This window comes from Halopseudomonas sp., assembly GCF_047631575.1.
Taxonomy (GTDB): domain Bacteria; phylum Pseudomonadota; class Gammaproteobacteria; order Pseudomonadales; family Pseudomonadaceae; genus Halopseudomonas.
In genome coordinates this window covers 21,373-39,338 of sequence record NZ_JBLIAB010000010.1, presented here as the reverse complement: position 1 = coordinate 39,338, position 17,966 = coordinate 21,373, and the positions used below count along the sequence as shown (strand labels likewise).

The following is a 17,966-nucleotide window of genomic DNA, read 5'->3' as shown; positions in this document are numbered from 1 at the left end:
CGCCTACTCTCCTTCGCCCCGTGGGCCCTGTACTTTTTAACTCTATCTGCCTGCCATTAACGGGTCAGACGCGCACGATCACATCCATCGCCTGTTGCGCGCGGCGCTGATTGCGGTCTTCACGCGGCGTAATACCGAAGCAATTGCGGTACGCGCTGGAAAAATGTGGCCCCGACGAGAAGCCACAGGACAAGCCAATCTGGATAATTGACTTGCTGGTTTGCAGCAACATCTGCCGAGCGCGACTGAGGCGCAGTTCCAGATAGTACTGTGACGGTACGCTATTGAGATACTGCTTGAATATACGTTCCAACTGCCGACGCGAGACACAGACATGCCGGGCAATCTCATCCGTAGTTAACGGCTCCTCGATGTTTGACTCCATCAGGATAACCGCCTGAGTCAGCTTGGGATGCGTGCTTCCGAGGCGATTGCGCAATGGCACACGCTGCCGCTCACTACCGTCACGCAGGCGCTCGACCACCAGCTCTTCTGCCACCATTGCTGCCAGATCGGGGTCACGCTCTTCAGCCAGCAAGCTGAGAAAAAAATCCAGTGTCGCCTGGCCTCCGCTACTGCTCAGACGACCACGATCCACCTGAAAAAGCTCGTTTCCGGCAATCACCGCCGGGAACCGTTCGCGAAAATCGTCGAGCATTCGCCAGTGCACGGCACATCTGTGTCCGTCCAGCAGGCCACTCATGGCCAGCGGATAAATCCCACCTTCGAGCGCGCCGACAGGCACACCGTCGCGGACCAGTATGCGGCACTGCTTAGCGACCCCTGCAGGAATTGAAGACGGCAGTAGCATACTGTCAGCCACTAACCAAAGCTGGGCATGGCGGACCCACTCACCGCTCCATGGTCGGGCAGGAAGTTGCCAGCCTTCGGCGCTGATCAGTGGCTGATCATCCAGCGTGAAGCAATGAACCTGATACAGCTCAGCTTGCGCCATTCGGTTAGCCGCATGCAAGACTGCCAGAGCCGGCATAACGGTAGCGGGGTGTGTTCCCGGCCACAACAAAAAGGCTACCTGCCGCAGCTCACCCACTATGCATTGACCCGCGCTTGCCACGCCAACTGAACATGCCCCTTATTAGACCTGCCATCAACAAAAACCTATTGTGCCACAAGCATTCGATGTCTGGCAGCGACCCACTCGAATCTCGGGCACAAAAAAGGGACGCAGTGCAAATGCAATGCGTCCCTGGTGTACAGCTGATTCAGTAGAACTTAACGATAGGCTTCAAACAAACCTGTCGCGCCCATGCCACCACCAACGCACATGGTCACGATGCCGTAGCGCAAGTTACGGCGCTGCAGCTCACGAACGATATGACCAACCTGACGGGAGCCCGTCATACCGAACGGGTGACCGATCGAAATCGAGCCGCCATTGACGTTGTACTTCTCGTTATCAATACCCAGAAAATCGCGCGCATACAGACATTGGGACGCAAACGCCTCGTTCAGCTCCCATAAATCGATATCTTCAACCTTTAGACCGCGAGCTTCGAGCAGCTTGGGTACCGAGTAGACGGGTCCGATACCCATCTCGTCGGGCTGACAGCCGGCTACAGTAAAGCCGCGGAAATAAGCGATGGGCTTGAGACCAAGCTCCAAGGCTTTTTCCAGACTCATAACCAATGTCATCGAAGCACCATCTGACAACTGGGAGGCGTTACCGGCAGTGACCGAGCCGTCTTCGGCAAATACAGGCTTCAGACTGGAAAGACCTTCAAGTGTCGTTTCTGGGCGGTTGCACTCATCGACATCCACTACGCCGTCGACAATACTGATTTCGCCCGTCGCTTTGTCCTGCACCTGATATTTAACTGCCATCGGTACGATTTCGTCGTTGAAAAGCCCTTCTGACTGAGCGCGTGCAGTACGTTGCTGACTTTGCAGCGCGTAGGCATCCTGGCTTTCACGACTGACGTTGTAACGACGCGCCACAACCTCAGCGGTATCACCCATGGGGTAATAGATGCCTGGCAGCTCTTCCTGCAACCGTGGATTGTAAAGATGGTCAGTATTGCGGCTCTTCGCCGTCATGGTAATGGATTCGACACCACCGGCAACGATCGCATCGGAGCAACCGGAAGCGATCTGATTTGCAGCGATTGCGATCGACTGGAGACCCGAGGAGCAAAAGCGATTCAGCGTCATCCCGGCCGCATTGATACCCAGACCCGAGAGCACGGCCACATTGCGACCGATGTTGTAACCCTGGGCGCCTTCGTTGGAGCCAGCACCGACAATGCAGTCATCGATCAGCATCGGGTCGACACCCGTGCGCTCAAGCAGAGCATTGACACAATGAGCCGCCATATCATCAGGCCGCGTAATATTGAATTTGCCACGGAAAGACTTGGCCAGGCCGGTGCGAACGCTGTCTACGATAACCACTTCACGCATCTTGATACCTCTGTTCAGGTTGGGCAGTAAATGGGGAACAATCATGGCAGTCCCTTCGGCTGGGGACTTTTGCAGGCCACGGAGAGTAAAACCCCCACCGCAGCGCGGGTAGCATGATCATTCTGCGTGATATTAAAACATGCAATCGGCAGGGGAACGAACTTCAACTCTCCGCCAGCGCCATTTTCTTCACAGCCAGGCGGATCATCTCGTCATAGATCACCTGAGGATTACCCTGCTTGACAGCCCAGGCTGCGCGCCCACTCTCATGAGGCAAGATCATGAAAGTGTCTGCTTCGCTCTGGGTAAAAACAATATCAGCAATCTCAGCTGCAGTAATCGGCGAGCTCTCCAGCAATTTGGCTATTTGCTGTTTGGAAGCCTGATCGGGACCGCGAAACGAGTCGAGCAAGTTGGTCTGAAAAAACGAAGGGCAGACCACATTGACCTTGATGCCTAATGGCTGAAGCTCTACCAGCAGACTTTCTGACAACGCCACAACGCCGGCCTTCGCCACATTGTAATTACTCATCCCGGGCGCCTGCATCAAGGCTGCCATGGAGCCAATATTGATAATCCGACCCTGACGCTGTTTCATCAGCATCGGCATAAATGCCTTGCAACCCTTGACTACCCCCATCAGGTTGATGCTGATCTGCCATTCCCAATCCTCTAGACTGAGATCCCAGAAGAAGCCTCCCGATGCCACGCCGGCGTTATTGATCAGTACATCCAAGCCACCCATGCGCTCTTCGCAGCTTTGCGCCAGGGCGGCCAGTTGGCTGAAATCACGCACATCACAGCGTTGCCAGAAACCCTTACCACCCAAGGCCCCCACCATTGCCAGAGTATCTTTGAGCCCCGCTTCCTGAATATCCGCCAACACCAGGCGCGCACCCTCTTTGGCATAGCGCAGCGCAAGTTCGCGACCCAGGCCGCTGCCCGCTCCCGTGACTATTACGCGCCGCCCACCGGTCTGCATGTTTGACTGCATGTTTTCTACCTCTGCTTGCGCCAGACCAAAAATCTGGGATGCACTTTTTATTTTTGTCTCGATTCGAACTTCGTGAATCAGTCTAAACACAAGCAGATCAGCGGCTAGCAAAAACCGAGCATTATAAACCTTGCGAATAACCGGCTGGGCTTCTCACTTAGTCGAGTGAATCGCCGACCCAAGAACTAGCGCGCCTGCGGCTCTGAGCTGCCTGGCTTTGAACCCGAGCGAGTGTGGTTGCGGGCGAAGCATTCCGAGCCCATCGCCTGAATCTGTCCTTCAATGAGCGCCTCGAACGGCCGCAGTATTAGCGAATAATCAGAATCCGGATCTATCTGCTGCAATGCCTGCACCCCGGCCTCGATAGTTGAAAGTGCGTTGGGGACGTCCGTTTTACGCAGACGGTAGCGACTGACCAACCCATCAGGCAGACACACACGAGGTAGCTGCTGTAACAGCGGATTGAGTGCCAAAATCTTACGCGCTTTGCGCCATGTACCATCGAGCAGTACCAGCCGGCGTGGCCGTTGGTCTTCGAGAGACGAAGGCATCAATAGAGATGTTTGAAGCCCGGGAAAGAGTAATTCAGTACGCCAGGACGGATCACTGAGCAGCGTGCTCCATGCAGACCCCGGCATGATACGCTCGGTCACCAACAGTTCAGCCTGAATCAAGCCAGCTACCAGTAATCGCCCGGTATTTAGCGCATGGCGCTGTTCCTGGGGGTGCTGGATCACTAGCACACTGACCGTCGAATCCAGCGAAGGAACCAGCGGACAAAGACAAAGGAGCGCTGGGCGCAGGCAAATGCTGCAGCGGGGGCGTTTGGGGGCGTTCACGGCTACTCGCGGAATCAAGACTGGTTGAATGCTACCTCATTCGCGCCGCCAACCGAAAGGGCGTGGGTTTTCGGAGATCCAGCGCGCCCTCCTTTCAAGATAAAAAAAGCGGACCTCCTTGGAGCATCCGCTAAAGGCCTTGCGAGCCATGCGTTGTGTCGAGCCCGGCCAATAGACAAACCCGGAAATGGTCAGGCTTTTTTGTTGCGACTGTCCTTCTTGTGGCTGTCGCGCCAAATGAACAGACCTACGCCACCCATGAATGCCACCATAAGACCTACTGTCGCTATTCCGGCAATTACCACTTCGTCGATATACATGAGTGTTCTCCTCTCGTTGCCCATGATCAGAGAATACCCCTGCAATTAATCAGGGTTATTGACGAGGATCAATATTAGGAGGGGAAATAAACTGATCGAAGCAATAACGCCTCCGGCTGCTGAAATTCTTGGCCAGCAATCAGGACTTTCGAGGTTTCTTTTTCTTCTTAAGGGATTTGCCGACTTTGGAATTGGCTTTGCTCGGCAAAGGGAAAGCTTTTTCAAACTCGCTGCGCATTTGCTCAAGGCGCGCATCGTGAACCACATGCAGCCGCTCACGACGCTTAGTTTTAAAGTCAATTACAGGGGGGATTTCAGTATCTTCAGTCACAGCATTAGTCCAAGCACTTTTGCCAAGGTTAGCATCGCTTCAGACTTGTATGTCAACCAGCAAGCCCTTGCTGGGCAGATCAGCCAGATCATGCCGCTCATTGACCCGCTTGCGCCTCGCCCGATTGCGCCGACGATCAGGCAGGTATCCCTCGTCGCGCTGCCGGCGCTCACCTGCTTGCCGAATATGTTCATGCACCGGCTCGGCCTCAGCCGTAGGTTGCACGTTACGCTTGGTCTTTATCGTATCCTGCTGAGCTCCGAGCACAGGAAGATTGGGTATGAGCATTGCCGCCTCGCTTGGCCTCGATAATGCTGGCCGATGCACTGATGAGCAGCGTTGACGACAGTATCCGTCCCGATGCCTTTAAGTAAATAATGTGTCCCAAGTCAGGACCCATTTCCTTGATTCAATAATTCTCATCTTATGTTATCGACCATACAAACACTTTCTTTATCCGCAGGATGTGTGACCTAGTTCACAAGAATCAGCATTAGTCTCTGTACGGTTGCCATCGAGCCTACGGGATAAGCGGTTTCTGCGCCGAGCATGTTCGGTTAACATACTCGCCTTTTCCGGATCGGCAGGAGAGCGGCATGACGGTATTTACCCCGGGGCAACGCTGGGTCAGTGACAGCGAATCAGAACTGGGACTCGGCACGCTGCTGTCATCCGACGAGCGGTTACTGGTTATTCTCTTTCCTGCCAGCGGAGAGACCCGCCATTACGCGTTGCGTAATGCGCCTCTGACCCGCGTTCGGTTCAGCCCTGGCGACACCATCAGTCACCATGAAGGCTGGGGACTGACCGTATCCAACGTCCGCGAGGAAGATGGACTGCTGGTCTATAGCGGGTTAAAGGAAAACAACGAGTCCGCAGAATTCGCCGAAACCATGCTCGACAACTTCATCCAGTTTCGACTTGCCAGCGATCGGCTATTTGCCAGTCAGATAGATCCTTTGCCCTGGTTCAGCTTGCGCTACGAGAGCCTGCGCCACCATTGCCGTATTCAACACTCGCCGCTGCTTGGCCTAGCCGGAGTACGCACCCAGCCGATAGAGCACCAGCTGCATATCGCCCGTGATGTAGCCGATCGAATTGCGCCGCGGGTACTGCTCGCCGACGAAGTCGGACTGGGCAAGACTATCGAAGCGGGTCTGGTCATTCACCGCCAGTTACAGACCGGCCGAGTCAGACGCGTACTGATCGTGGTGCCGGAGAACCTACAGCATCAGTGGCTGGTTGAGATGCAGCGGCGTTTCAATCTGAGATTCGCGCTGTTCAACATCGAACGCTGCCAGGGCGCTGAAGACAATCCGTTCGAAGAGGAGCAACTGGCGCTTGTCGCATTGGAATTCCTCCTCGACAACCCATTTGCGCGGCAATGTCTGCAGGCTAGCGACTGGGATATGCTGGTGGTCGATGAAGCCCATCACCTGGTCTGGGATGAAGACGAACCCAGCCCGGAGTATGAACTGGTCGAACAGCTTGCCGAGCGCATTCCCAGTGTATTGCTGCTCACCGCTACGCCTGAACAACTTGGCCAGGCCAGCCACTTTGCCCGCCTGCGTCTACTGGACCCGGATCGGTTCCATGACTTGGAGACATTCCGCGACGAAACCGCCAGTTACCAGCCCGTGGCGGAAGCAGTACAAACACTGCTGGACACTAAACTCTTGACCCCCTCTGAGCGTGAAGCCATCAGTCGCTGGCTCGGTGGTGCAGCTGATGAGCTGCTCGACAAACTTGAGAAAACCGATAGCCATGCGACTGAGGCACGCGATAGCTTGATACGTCAGCTACTGGATCGTCATGGTACGGGCCGGGTGCTATACCGCAATACACGTGCTGCGATCTCTGGCTTCCCCGAGAGACAACTGCATGCACACCCCCTGCCATGCCCTGAGCTCTATTTGGACTTGCAGGGCCGTAGCGCGCTTCACCCCGAAACGGATTTTCAAAGCAGCACAGAAACCACCTCAGCACCCTGGTGGCAGGAAGACCCGCGGGTTGCCTGGCTGATTCACACCCTGAAGACGCTCAAACGCAGCAAGGTGCTGGTTATCTGCGCTAACGCAGGCACTGCAATGGACCTAGACGACGCTTTGCGCGTGCGCAGCGGCATTCCCGTCGCCGTATTCCACCAAGGTATGACAATTATCGAGCGTGACCGCGCAGCGGCGTTTTTCGCCGACGAGGAATTTGGCGCTCAGGTATTGATCTGCTCGGAGATTGGCAGTGAAGGGCGCAATTTTCAGTTTGCCCATCACTTGGTCATGTTCGACTTGCCGGCCCATCCCGACCTACTCGAGCAGCGTATAGGACGTCTAGACCGAATTGGTCAGCAGCACACCATCGAGCTGCATGTGCCCTATCTGCAAGATACTGCTCAGGAACGCCTGTTTGTCTGGTATCAACAGGCGCTTAATGCGTTCGAGGCAACCTGTCCGACTGGCAATGCATTGCAACATGAATTCGGCGGCCAACTGCAACAGCAGCTGGACAGCCCCCATCCCGAAGACTGGACCGCATTACTCGCTGAGGCCCGTAACCGTCGACTGGAGCTCGAAGACGAACTGCACGCTGGTCGCGACCGATTGCTGGAGATTCATTCACGTGGTCATGGCGACGCGCAAAAGATGATTGAGACCATCGAGAAGCAGGATAATGATTTCCAACTAGCTATTTATATGGAACGCTTATTCGATGTCTTTGGTATCGACAGCGAAGACCATTCCGACAATGCACTCATCCTCAGGCCCGGCGAGCGGATGCTGGACGCCAGCTTCCCGCTGGGCGATGAAGAAGGCGTGACGATCACCTACGATCGTGATACGGCACTCACCCGCGAAGACATGCAGTTCATCACCTGGGAGCATCCGATGCTTCAAGGCGGAATGGATCTGGTACTGGCTGGCAGCATGGGTAATAGCGCCGTAGCCGTGCTCAAGAACAAGGCGCTCAAGCCCGGGACGCTGCTGCTCGAATGCTTGTTTGTGAGTGAGGCGATCGCGCCTAGAGCTTTGCAGCTGCAGCGTTATTTGCCCCCGACGCCTGTCCGCTGCCTGCTGGATATCAATGGCAATGATCTTGCCGCCAAGGTCGCGTTCGATACGCTGGACGCCCAACTGGACAGCGTGCCACGTCATCTGGCAACCAAAATCGCGAAAAGTCAGCGCGACCTCATCCAGACCATGCTGAACAAGGCTGAAGTTCTCGCCGACGTGCAACATGACCGGTTGGTTGAGGAAGCGGGTCGCCGCTTCACGATGGACCTGGATGAAGAAGTGAATCGACTGAAAGCACTCCGCGACATCAATCCGACGGTGCGGCCCGAGGAAATCCTAACGCTGGAAAGGCACAAGGCTGAAGGTCTGTCGCTGCTGAATCAGGCCAAAATCCGCTTAGATGCGATCCGAGTTCTGGTGGTTGGCTGATCGCTAGAGCGGACAGACCAATCCCAGAAAATGTTGAAGCTCTTCTCGCTTGGCTGTTGCATCACGATAACCAAGCGCAATCAGCTCTTGGCAGTATTGCGCCTCGAACAGCAGGTAGCTCAGCACACTACCCCCGGACGCCCGGGTTGCACCGCTACCACGCAGAAACGTGCGCAGAGATGCAGGCAACAAACGGCGATGGCGCGCGGCAATCAGATCCAGTGGCTCGCTTGGCGCAATGATCATGATATCCACGGGCAACAGGCCCTTGCCATGCTGACGCGCGCCTTCAGGCATATGGTGCGCCAATCGATTCATTCGCTCAAGCAGCTCCAGATCACTCTCGAGGTTGTCGACAAAGGTGCTGTTGAGTAAATGACCGCCCATTTGCGCCAGCGTTGGCGGCAGCGCGCTGGTCGTTTTTCTGACACTTCGTCCGATGTTAACCGTATCGTATAAATTATCCGACAGGCCAATCACCAACACCCGATCAGCGCCCAAATGCAGTGCCGGACTGATCGGCGCCCGCTGGCGAACTGCACCGTCGCCGAACCATTCGCGCCCCAACTTGACTGGCATGAACAGCAGTGGGATGGCAGCCGAAGCCATCATGTGATCAATACCCAGCTGCGTCTGCACGCCTACCCGACGATGGCGACTCCAGGGCTTGATACGCTCATGGCTCTGATAAAAGCTAACGGATTGGGCTGACTGGTAACCGAAAGCGCTCAACGAGACGGCTCGCAAATGGCCTTTACTCAAGGCCCCCTCGATCCGGCCAAACTGCAGATGCTTCTCCAACAGATGCCGCAAGGGCCGATTATCCAATAGCGAAGTTGGCACACTGCGACCAATCCCGAACAGGTTGGCCCCAGTCCAGCGAAGCGCTTGGGCTACCACCCCCGGCCAATCGGAACGATAAACCTGATTGCAACGAAAATTCGACCAGACATAGCTCAGACGCGCTATACCGTTACTGAAGTCGCTGGCATTGGTCGCCAAGGCCAGTGCATTGATAGCCCCGGCTGACGTTCCACAGATCACCGGGAACGGATTGACTGCGCTATCTGGCAGCAATTCTGCAATCGCCTGCAAGACGCCAACCTGATAAGCGGCGCGGGCACCACCGCCGGCAAGCACCAGCCCGGTGGTGCCTGGCACACATTCCGCCGGTTCAATCGTATCGCTCACGGACGTATCCTGGGCGTGCGCTTGCGCTTGGGCCGCCGGGCATAGTATCGCTCTTCCCCCTCGGGCCGCGTCTTGAAGCGTCTATGCACCCACATGTACTGCTCAGGCTGTTCAAAAATCACCTGCTCAATCCATTGATTGATCCGCAACGCATCGGCCACTTCATCGCCGACGGGGAAATCTGTAAGCGGTGGATGCACGGTGAGCTGATAACCTTGCCCATCCGGCAGCCGCGTTTGGATAAACGGAATGACCTGAGCCTTACCAAGGCGAGCAAAGGTACTGGTCGCCGTTACTGTGGCCGCCATTACGCCAAAAAACGGTACAAAAACACTCGCCTTACGACCGTAATCCTGGTCTGGCGCGTACCAGATTGCACGGCCTGCACGCAGGGAATTAAACATCGCGCGGACGTCTTCACGTTCGATGGCCCTGGCATCAGCATTATGCCGCTCACGACCGCGACGCTGCACCAGATCAAACACCGGATTACGATGCTCTCTATACATGCCATCGATCGTGACTCGCTGCCCAAGCAAGGCTGCACCCAGCTCCAGAGTGGTGAAATGCAATGATATCAACACCACCCCCTGCCCCGCCGAAGCGGCTTGTTGCAGGTGCTCCAGACCATCAACTCGTGCCAACCGCCTCAATCGATCAGAAGGCCACCACCACGCCATAGCTGTTTCGAACAGCGCAATACCGTTGGATTCGAAGTTGTCACGCAGCAATTGCGCGCGTCGCTCATCGGACCATTGTGGGAAACACAGCGCGAGATTAATCTCAGCAACGCGACGGCGACCCGGCATGAATATAAACATCCCCCTACCGAGGAGTCGTCCCATAGCCATGAGGACAGCGTACGGGAGACGCACCACCAACCAAAGCACACCCAACCCGAACCAGAGGGGCCAATATCGAGGATGCAACAGGGCCGGACGAAAAACCGGAGCACTCATAAGCAACGCCATTTAGCTAAAAGATGCATTCTACCCAAGCCGCGCGCAGCTTGCGATCAACGCGGTCAATCTATATAAGTGTGCCCACAAACTGTGCTGCGTGGATCTGAAATGACTGCTGATACCAATCTCGACCTGCTGGATAACGAACCCGTATTCAATTTGAAGGGGGGAATGCTGACCGTTACGGTAATCGAAGTTGTCCGTTTGGACACCGGCCGTTTTGCCCGACAACTTGGGGATAAAGCAGCCCAGGCACCCAATCTGTTCCGTGATACGCCCGTAGTACTTAGTCTGGAGAAGCTTGACGCGCACATGAACGTCAGCACCCTGGCCGGGCTACTGCAGATATGCCGGAACCATGGGCTGCTACCCGTCGCACTTCGTGGCAGCGAGAACTTTCGCCCGTTGGCGCAGCAGAGCGGCCTGGTACTGATGCCACCAAACCGTGGCAGAGAGCGGGCGGTGGACATACCGAAGAGCGCCGAAATATCCCCCGCCGCGCAGCAAGGCTCAGCAGCGCCAGCGCCTGACTCTCAGTCGCCGCCGAGCCAGAACAAGATTGTTACCCAACCCATTCGCTCAGGACAGCAGGTCTATGCGCCGGGCGGCGATCTCATAGTGATGGCGCCTGTCAGCGCTGGCTCCGAATTGCTCGCCGACGGCAATATTCACGTCTACGGCCCTCTGCGAGGCCGCGCACTGGCGGGCGTGCGAGGCGACACTGATGCGCGGATTTTCTGTCAGTCGCTGGAAGCCGAAATGGTATCCATCGCCGGCCAATACAAGGTGGCCGAAGACCTTCGCAAGGAAGCGCTCTGGAAGACCGCAGTGCATGTCTATCTGGAGGGTGACAGCTTGAAGATAACAGCCCTATGATTGATACTGTGCAACAATTGGTGGACGCCCGAAAACCGTAGCCTAGGGCCACTACAAGGCTTCTCGCGAAACATCATCGCGGCGCATCCAGATCACTCAAACTAATGGACAGGAAGGTCATTTTGGCTAAGATAATTGTCGTCACCTCAGGTAAGGGCGGCGTTGGCAAAACAACTACCAGCGCCGCCATTGGTACCGGGCTTGCCCTTCGCGGATTCAAGACCGTTATCGTCGATTTTGACGTCGGCTTGCGCAACCTTGATCTGATAATGGGTTGCGAGCGCCGCGTGGTTTATGATTTCGTCAACCTGATCAACGGCGACTCCAATCTCAACCAGACCCTGATCAAGGACAAACGGTGCGACAAGCTGTTCATCCTGCCTGCCTCGCAGACACGCGACAAGGACGCGCTAACTGAAGAAGGCGTCGAGCGCGTACTTAACGAGCTGAAAGAGACCTTCGACTACATCGTCTGCGACTCACCCGCAGGTATCGAGAAAGGCGCCCACCTGGCAATGTATTTTGCCGACGAAGCGGTGGTTGTGACCAATCCTGAGGTCTCGTCGGTACGCGATTCAGACCGCATGCTCGGGCTGCTCGCAAGTAAATCGCGCCGCGCCGAGAACGGCGAAAAGATCCGCGAACATCTGTTGCTCACCCGCTACAACCCGACCCGAGTGGCCAATGGTGAAATGCTCTCAGTAACCGACGTCGAGGACATCCTCTCGATCCCGTTGCTGGGCGTCATTCCCGAGTCCCAGGCGGTGTTGAAAGCATCCAACCAGGGCGTACCGGTAATCATGGATGATACGAGCGATGCAGGCCAAGCCTACAGCGATGCAGTCTCCCGTCTGCTAGGTGAAGAGACCCCTCACCGGTTCCTCGAAGAGGAAAAGAAAAGCCTTCTACAGCGCCTGTTTGGAGGTCGCGGATGAGTATTTTCGATTATTTCCGCGACCGCAAAAAGCCGCCTAGTACGGCGGCCACGGCCAAGGAGCGACTACAAATAATTGTTGCCCACGAGCGGGGGCAACGGTCCCAGCCCGATTACCTACCGCAATTGCAGCAGGAACTGATCGACGTGATCAGCAAATACGTGAAGATAGACCGTGATCAAGTGCACGTTGCTCTGGAGAATCAGGACGACTGTTCGATCCTGGAACTAAACATCACGCTGCCCGAGCGCCTCTGAGTCATCACCAGGCACCCTCGGCGGGTGCCTGGAAACACTTCGGTAAACCGATGCCATTAACCGATATCGCGATCCTGCATGCGGACCCCGCCTTCCTGATTGTCTGCAAACCCTCTATGTTGCTCTCGGTGCCCGGTCGTGCCGAGGACAATAAAGACTGTCTAATTACCCGCCTGCAGGACAACGGCTATTCAGAGGCGCGTATCGTGCATCGCCTCGACTGGGAGACATCCGGCCTGCTGGTACTAGGCCGTAACGCCGAAAGTCATCGCGAACTGTCGCGTCAGTTTCACGACCGCGAGACCGAGAAGATGTATGTCGCTCTTTGCTGGGGTCAGCCCGACGCGGACGACGGTCACATCGACCTCCCGCTGCGTTATGATCCGCCAACCAAACCACGGCACGTAGTGGATCATGATCTGGGTAAACACGCGCAAACCTTATGGCGCGTAGTGGATCGGCAGCCGGCATATTGCCGGGTCGAACTGACGCCCATTACCGGCCGCTCGCATCAGTTGCGCGTTCACATGCTGTCTATCGGCCACCCGCTCCTCGGTGACCAGCTGTACGCCCATCCAGAGGCGCTCGCAGCATGCCCCCGTCTGGCCCTACATTCTGCCCGGTTAGTGATCAGCCACCCGGTGACGGGTGAGCGAATGACATTCGACAGTCCAGCTCCTTTTTGAGCGGAAATATCATTTAGGAGCACACGCATGAATCATAGCGCTACCAACCACCAACTCGCCAAGTTCATCCAAACGTCTCCGACACCCTTTCATGCCACCCTGAATATGGCTAACAGACTCGTGGCAGCAGGCTTCGAACAGCTTGATGAACGGGCGGATTGGCAGCTGCAACCGGGCGGACGCTATCTGGTAACCCGCAACGGATCATCAATGATCGCCTTCACTCTGGGCAACCTGGAACAGGGTCTGCGACTGGTCGGCGCACATACCGACAGCCCCTGCCTTCGCGTCAAGCCGCAACCTGAAATAAACCAACAGGGGCTCTGGCAACTCGGTGTAGAGGTCTACGGCGGAGCGCTGTTTGCGCCCTGGTTTGATCGAGACCTGTCCTTGGCAGGACGCGTCACCTTTCGTACTAGCCATGGCGACATGCAAAGCCGGCTGATCGATTTCCGCCGGCCAATAGCCACGATCCCCAGCCTGGCGATCCACCTGAACCGGGGTGTCAATGATGCTCTGTCCATCAATGCTCAGACCGATCTACCACCGATCGTGGCACACTGCCTGGAGCCTGAGCGCGATCTGCGCGATATCCTCCGCACGCAACTGATTCACGAGCATGCCGACTGTTCGGTGGAGCAAGTACTGGACTACGAGCTGAGTTTCTACGACACCCAGCCACCCAGCACCCTAGGGCTCGAAGATGATTTTTTCAGCTCGGCGCGTCTGGACAACCTGCTTTCCTGCCATGCCGGCCTGACCGCCTTGCTCGCCAGTGACGCCGGGCAACCCTGCATACTGGTGTGTACCGACCATGAGGAAGTAGGCTCGAGTTCGGCCTGCGGCGCCGACGGCCCCTTTCTAGAGGATGTACTCAAACGCATCCTGCCTGATGAACGCGAGCGCATACGTAGCATCCAGCGTTCCATTCTGATTTCGGCAGACAACGCCCATGCCGTACACCCCAACTTTGCAGATCGACATGATGGCAATCACGGCCCAAAACTGAACGCGGGGCCGGTCATCAAAATCAACAGCAACCAACGTTATGCGACCAACAGCGAGACATCCTCGTTCTTTCGCGAGCTGTGCGCACAGGTTCAGGTACCCGTTCAGAGTTTCGTGGTGCGAAGTGATATGGGCTGTGGCAGTACAATCGGCCCAATTACGGCAAGCAGGCTGGGCGTGCGTACCGTGGATATTGGTGTACCAACGTTTGCCATGCATTCGATCCGGGAAATGGCCGGGAGCCGGGATACCGATTACCTGATACGGGTATTGACGCAGTTCTTTAACGCCACCCAACTGATATGAAATCATCATCATGCGCACGGTACCCATTGCTTTTCAGACAGTGTGAGTACCGTGCAAATCCAGGCTTTACTCCCTGACGAGTATCACTTTGCCGACGATCTGATCGGCGGCAAGCTCGGCAAATGCCTTCTCTGCCTGATCAAATTCAAAGGTCTTTGCAACCATGGGCTTGAGTTTGCCCTCGGCAAACAGCGGCCAAAGGCGCTCTTCCATCCGCGCGAGCAGACCCGCCTTAAAGTCGGCATCTCGCGTGCGCAGTGTTGAGCCGATCAACGTAATACGTTTCATCAACATTTTCGCCAAATCCAGCTTGGCTTCACGGCCGCCCATCAGACCGATGAGCACCCAACGTGCATCTAGACCCAACAAATCGAGATGATCGCTGGCGTAGTTGGCACCCACCGGATCAAGCGCAACCTGAAAAGGCCCCTCGGACTGCAGAGAAACAATACCGTTTTGACGAATAACACCCCCCGTCGCACCCAGTGCCTTGCACGCTTCCAGCTTTTCCTCACTACCCAGCGTCACCCAGCACGGGTTTCCAAACGCTTTGCACAGCTGGACGGCGGCAGTCCCGACTCCGCTGGCACCAGCATGAATCAGTACCTTTTCACCTGGCTTGGCAGCACCCAGCTCAAATACATTGAGCCATGCGGTACTGAATACTTCAGGAATCGCCGCAGCATCAGCCCAACTCAAGCCAGCCGGAACAGGTAGCAGGTGCCGCCCGTCGACCACCACCTCGTCAGCCATTCCGCCGCCGGCAAGCAGCGCGCAGACACGATCACCCTTTTGCCAACGGCTGGATCCACTGACCTCAATGACTTCACCAGCACACTCCAGACCCAATACCGGCGTCACACCAGCCGGAGGAGGGTACATGCCGCCTTTTTGTAACAAATCCGCTCGATTAAGCCCAGCAGCCTTGATAGCCACCCGCACTTGTCCTGTCGTCAGCTCTACAGCGGGCTGCTCGCGCCATTGAAGCGCGCCGCCCTCAGCTTGCAATCCTCTCACAGTGCCTCCATAGTGAAATATCAACTAAATAAAGATGGGAACCAAGACTCGCCTATCGAGACTAAACTTGCAATTGCTCAATTCTTTCTCCTCCCGGAAGCGACAACTCTTGATGAAATTATCCAATCTCCTGCGCTCAACCTGTTTCGTTGCGCTGTTTGCCATCGGCTTCGGTGCTCTGGCGGCAGATCAACCTACCCCCATCGACTTCGACAGTCTGCAACCTACTCGCGAGCAAATGTTAGCCAGTCTCAACACGGTCGAACTGCTGCGCCGACATCATTACAACAAAGTCCGCCTGGACGATGCGTTGTCCGAGACAATTTTTAATACCTACATGAAGAACCTCGACCCGCAACGTAGCTTGTTCACTGCCGCTGACGTACAGGCATTTGAAGAATATCGCTACAGCATGGATAACTTGCTGCTGGCTGGCGATCTCAGTGTCGGTTTTGCCATGTACAAGCGTCAGATGGAACGACTTGAGGAACGACTCGAATATGCCCAGGGGTTGATCGAAGGCGATCTAGCCACCCTCGATTTTTCCAGTGATCAGGACATACTGATTGATCGGGAAGAAGCGGCCTGGTCAACCGACGAGGCCGATCTTGTTCAACTCTGGCGCAAGCAAATCAAAGATGAAGTGTTGCGGATGAAAATAGCCGGACGTGACATGAAGACCATTCAGGAAATGCTCGGCAAGCGCTATAAGGGTCAACAGCTTCGCCTGTCGCAAACCCGCAGTGAAGACGTCTTCCAGAGCTATATCAACGCCTTTGCTCAGGTCTACGATCCGCACACCCAATATATGTCACCGGAAACCGCGGAGAATTTCGACATCAATATGAGCTTATCGCTCCAGGGAATTGGTGCGGTGCTGCAAAGCGACGACGAATACACCAAGATTACCCGCCTGGTACCCGCCGGCCCGGCTGCCAAGAGCCAACAGCTGGCACCGGCCGACAGGATTATTGGCGTAGGCCAAGGCAATGGCGAAATTGTTGATGTTGTGGGCTGGCGTCTAGGCGAAGTAGTCAAATTGATCCGTGGACCAAAAGGATCGGACGTTCGTCTTGAAGTTATTCCGGCGAGCAATCCGCCGACTGACCTGTCAACCCGCAAGGTCTCTCTGGTACGCGAGGAAATCAAACTGGAGGACCAGGCCGCCAAATCCACGGTACTGGAATTCGGTGTGGGCGATGATGCGCAGCGCATCGGGGTTATTCAAGTACCCGGCTTCTATATTGACTTCAAGGCATACCGTCGGGGCGACGATGATTATCGCAGTACAACCCGTGACGTGCGCCGCCTGCTGAGCGAACTGCAAGAGAAGAAAGTCGACGGCATTGTTCTGGATCTGCGCAACAACGGCGGTGGTTCGCTACAGGAAGCAACCGAGCTCACTGGCCTGTTCATCGATCAGGGCCCTACCGTACTCGTACGGGACACCCAAGGCGATGTGCAGGTATTAGACGATCCGCAGACCGGTGTAGCCTACTCCGGGCCAATGGCCGTGCTGGTCAATCGCCTGTCCGCCTCCGCATCAGAGATTCTGGCGGGCGCGCTGCAGGACTATGGTCGAGCGCTCATTATCGGCGAGCCCACATTTGGCAAGGGTACAGTTCAATCAATCCAGCCGCTCAACCACGGCGAATTGAAACTGACCTTGGCGAAATTCTATCGAGTGTCGGGACAAAGCACCCAGCACCGCGGCGTCGTTCCTGACATTCACTATCCGTCACTACTGGAAGCAACTGATATCGGTGAGAGCAATCTACCCGGTGCCCTCCCCTGGGATACGATTGCTCCAGCCAAGTATGACGCCGACGGTCATCTGGCGCCCTTCATGAACCAGCTCTCGGAGCGTCATAAGGTGCGTGCAGCCTCGGATCCCGAATTTGCTTACACTCTTGCCAGGCTTGATTTGAACCGCACAGTTGAAGAGCGTAAGTACTTACCCCTTAACGAGGCAAAACGCCGGGGCCAGCAGGATGCCTTCGATGCCAGTCTGCTTCTACTCGAGAACACGCGACGCACTGCGCGCGGTGAAGAGCCCCTAGACAAGCTGGACAAAGACGATCCCCTGACCGAGATAAGTCCTGCGATGGCTGGGGTCGATGAAGACTCCATGCAGGAAGACCCTTTCCTGTCGGAGACTGGCAAGATTCTGATCGATCTGCTGCAACTTCAGCATCAACTGGCCCGCGCGAGCTAAGGCTAAGCCCTCAAGATCCGACCAATACGCTGCTGCCTTCAATGGCAGAAGCGTATTTTTTTTGACTATCCATGCTCCAAACGCATGCGCCGTAACGTCCCTGTAACACCCCCCGCACACAGTAAAGCCCCAATGAGGCGTGCGTGCCCGACGCAAGAAAGCCGAACATTGCTG

Annotated in this window: 17 protein-coding genes; 7 read left to right on the top strand and 10 right to left on the bottom strand. The window is 55.9% G+C overall.

Annotated features, from left to right (window positions below):
- Positions 1-64: 64 nt before the first annotated feature.
- From ACJAXR_RS14365 to ACJAXR_RS14335, 7 genes are all read right to left on the bottom strand, one after another.
- Positions 65-1,054, bottom strand: coding sequence for a GlxA family transcriptional regulator (locus tag ACJAXR_RS14365; protein ID WP_415058987.1), 990 nt, complete (start codon positions 1,052-1,054; stop codon positions 65-67).
- Between the two features lie 179 nt (positions 1,055-1,233).
- Positions 1,234-2,418, bottom strand: a complete 1,185-nt coding sequence (locus tag ACJAXR_RS14360) for a thiolase family protein (protein ID WP_415058986.1) — start codon at positions 2,416-2,418, stop codon at positions 1,234-1,236.
- A 163-nt stretch (positions 2,419-2,581) separates the two neighbouring features.
- Positions 2,582-3,412, bottom strand: coding sequence for an SDR family oxidoreductase (locus ACJAXR_RS14355; RefSeq protein WP_415058951.1), 831 nt, complete (start codon positions 3,410-3,412; stop codon positions 2,582-2,584).
- A gap of 185 nt (positions 3,413-3,597) precedes the next feature.
- On the bottom strand, positions 3,598-4,251 hold the full coding sequence (locus tag ACJAXR_RS14350; RefSeq protein WP_415058950.1) for a tRNA-uridine aminocarboxypropyltransferase: 654 nt from the start codon (positions 4,249-4,251) through the stop codon (positions 3,598-3,600).
- Positions 4,252-4,442: 191 nt separating this feature from the next.
- Entirely contained in the window at positions 4,443-4,571 is a 129-nt protein-coding gene (ccoM, locus tag ACJAXR_RS14345; RefSeq protein WP_415058949.1) for a cytochrome c oxidase subunit CcoM, read from the bottom strand.
- Between the two features lie 139 nt (positions 4,572-4,710).
- Positions 4,711-4,902, bottom strand: a complete 192-nt coding sequence (locus ACJAXR_RS14340) for a hypothetical protein (protein WP_415058948.1) — start codon at positions 4,900-4,902, stop codon at positions 4,711-4,713.
- A 39-nt stretch (positions 4,903-4,941) separates the two neighbouring features.
- Positions 4,942-5,190, bottom strand: coding sequence for a hypothetical protein (locus tag ACJAXR_RS14335; protein ID WP_415058947.1), 249 nt, complete (start codon positions 5,188-5,190; stop codon positions 4,942-4,944).
- Between the two features lie 308 nt (positions 5,191-5,498).
- Here ACJAXR_RS14335 and rapA point away from each other — a divergent pair, with 308 nt between their 5' ends.
- Complete coding sequence (gene rapA, locus ACJAXR_RS14330; RefSeq protein ID WP_415058946.1) at positions 5,499-8,339, top strand: RNA polymerase-associated protein RapA; 2,841 nt, start codon at positions 5,499-5,501, stop codon at positions 8,337-8,339.
- A gap of 3 nt (positions 8,340-8,342) precedes the next feature.
- On the opposite strand, the gene ACJAXR_RS14325 is transcribed toward rapA, so the two are convergent.
- Positions 8,343-9,530, bottom strand: coding sequence for a patatin-like phospholipase family protein (locus ACJAXR_RS14325; protein ID WP_415058945.1), 1,188 nt, complete (start codon positions 9,528-9,530; stop codon positions 8,343-8,345).
- A complete protein-coding gene (locus ACJAXR_RS14320; RefSeq protein ID WP_415058944.1) occupies positions 9,527-10,489 on the bottom strand; it encodes a lipid A biosynthesis lauroyl acyltransferase in 963 nt (320 codons plus the stop codon). Before ACJAXR_RS14320 ends, ACJAXR_RS14325 begins: the two co-directional genes overlap by 4 nt.
- Positions 10,490-10,600: 111 nt before the next feature.
- Here ACJAXR_RS14320 and minC point away from each other — a divergent pair, with 111 nt between their 5' ends.
- The 5 genes from minC to ACJAXR_RS14295 all read left to right on the top strand — a co-directional run bounded on the left by minC (position 10,601) and on the right by ACJAXR_RS14295 (position 14,560).
- Entirely contained in the window at positions 10,601-11,368 is a 768-nt protein-coding gene (minC, locus tag ACJAXR_RS14315) for a septum site-determining protein MinC (protein WP_415058943.1), read from the top strand.
- Between the two features lie 122 nt (positions 11,369-11,490).
- Positions 11,491-12,303, top strand: coding sequence for a septum site-determining protein MinD (gene minD / locus ACJAXR_RS14310; protein WP_415058942.1), 813 nt, complete (start codon positions 11,491-11,493; stop codon positions 12,301-12,303).
- Positions 12,300-12,560 carry a cell division topological specificity factor MinE gene (minE, locus tag ACJAXR_RS14305; RefSeq protein ID WP_415058941.1) on the top strand — a complete coding sequence of 87 codons (261 nt, stop codon included), beginning with the start codon at positions 12,300-12,302 and terminating at the stop codon, positions 12,558-12,560. Before minD ends, minE begins: the two co-directional genes overlap by 4 nt.
- Before the next feature lie 50 nt (positions 12,561-12,610).
- Entirely contained in the window at positions 12,611-13,246 is a 636-nt protein-coding gene (locus tag ACJAXR_RS14300) for an RluA family pseudouridine synthase (protein ID WP_415058940.1), read from the top strand.
- 27 nt (positions 13,247-13,273) lie between these two features.
- On the top strand, positions 13,274-14,560 hold the full coding sequence (locus ACJAXR_RS14295; protein WP_415058939.1) for a M18 family aminopeptidase: 1,287 nt from the start codon (positions 13,274-13,276) through the stop codon (positions 14,558-14,560).
- Between the two features lie 66 nt (positions 14,561-14,626).
- Here the strand turns inward: ACJAXR_RS14295 and ACJAXR_RS14290 are convergent, their stop codons facing one another.
- Positions 14,627-15,577, bottom strand: coding sequence for an NAD(P)H-quinone oxidoreductase (locus ACJAXR_RS14290; RefSeq protein WP_415058938.1), 951 nt, complete (start codon positions 15,575-15,577; stop codon positions 14,627-14,629).
- Positions 15,578-15,689: 112 nt separating this feature from the next.
- On the opposite strand from ACJAXR_RS14290, the gene ACJAXR_RS14285 reads away from it, so the two are divergent.
- Positions 15,690-17,792: a carboxy terminal-processing peptidase gene (locus ACJAXR_RS14285; protein WP_415058937.1), complete on the top strand. Its 2,103-nt coding sequence runs from the start codon at positions 15,690-15,692 to the stop codon at positions 17,790-17,792.
- Positions 17,793-17,966: the final 174 nt, after the last annotated feature.

Bases quoted from the DNA above. Each gene is read 5' to 3' on its own strand.
- ACJAXR_RS14355 (WP_415058951.1), bottom strand. From the start codon at position 3,412: ATGCAGTCAAACATGCAGACCGGTGGGCGGCGCGTAATAGTCACGGGA.
- ACJAXR_RS14360 (WP_415058986.1), bottom strand. From the start codon at position 2,418: ATGCGTGAAGTGGTTATCGTAGACAGCGTTCGCACCGGCCTGGCCAAG.
- ACJAXR_RS14300 (WP_415058940.1), top strand. From the start codon at position 12,611: ATGCCATTAACCGATATCGCGATCCTGCATGCGGACCCCGCCTTCCTG.
- ACJAXR_RS14320 (WP_415058944.1), bottom strand. From the start codon at position 10,489: ATGAGTGCTCCGGTTTTTCGTCCGGCCCTGTTGCATCCTCGATATTGG.
- ccoM (WP_415058949.1), bottom strand. From the start codon at position 4,571: ATGTATATCGACGAAGTGGTAATTGCCGGAATAGCGACAGTAGGTCTT.
- minE (WP_415058941.1), top strand. From the start codon at position 12,300: ATGAGTATTTTCGATTATTTCCGCGACCGCAAAAAGCCGCCTAGTACG.
- ACJAXR_RS14335 (WP_415058947.1), bottom strand. From the start codon at position 5,190: ATGCTCATACCCAATCTTCCTGTGCTCGGAGCTCAGCAGGATACGATA.
- ACJAXR_RS14285 (WP_415058937.1), top strand. From the start codon at position 15,690: ATGAAATTATCCAATCTCCTGCGCTCAACCTGTTTCGTTGCGCTGTTT.
- ACJAXR_RS14295 (WP_415058939.1), top strand. From the start codon at position 13,274: ATGAATCATAGCGCTACCAACCACCAACTCGCCAAGTTCATCCAAACG.
- rapA (WP_415058946.1), top strand. From the start codon at position 5,499: ATGACGGTATTTACCCCGGGGCAACGCTGGGTCAGTGACAGCGAATCA.
- minC (WP_415058943.1), top strand. From the start codon at position 10,601: ATGACTGCTGATACCAATCTCGACCTGCTGGATAACGAACCCGTATTC.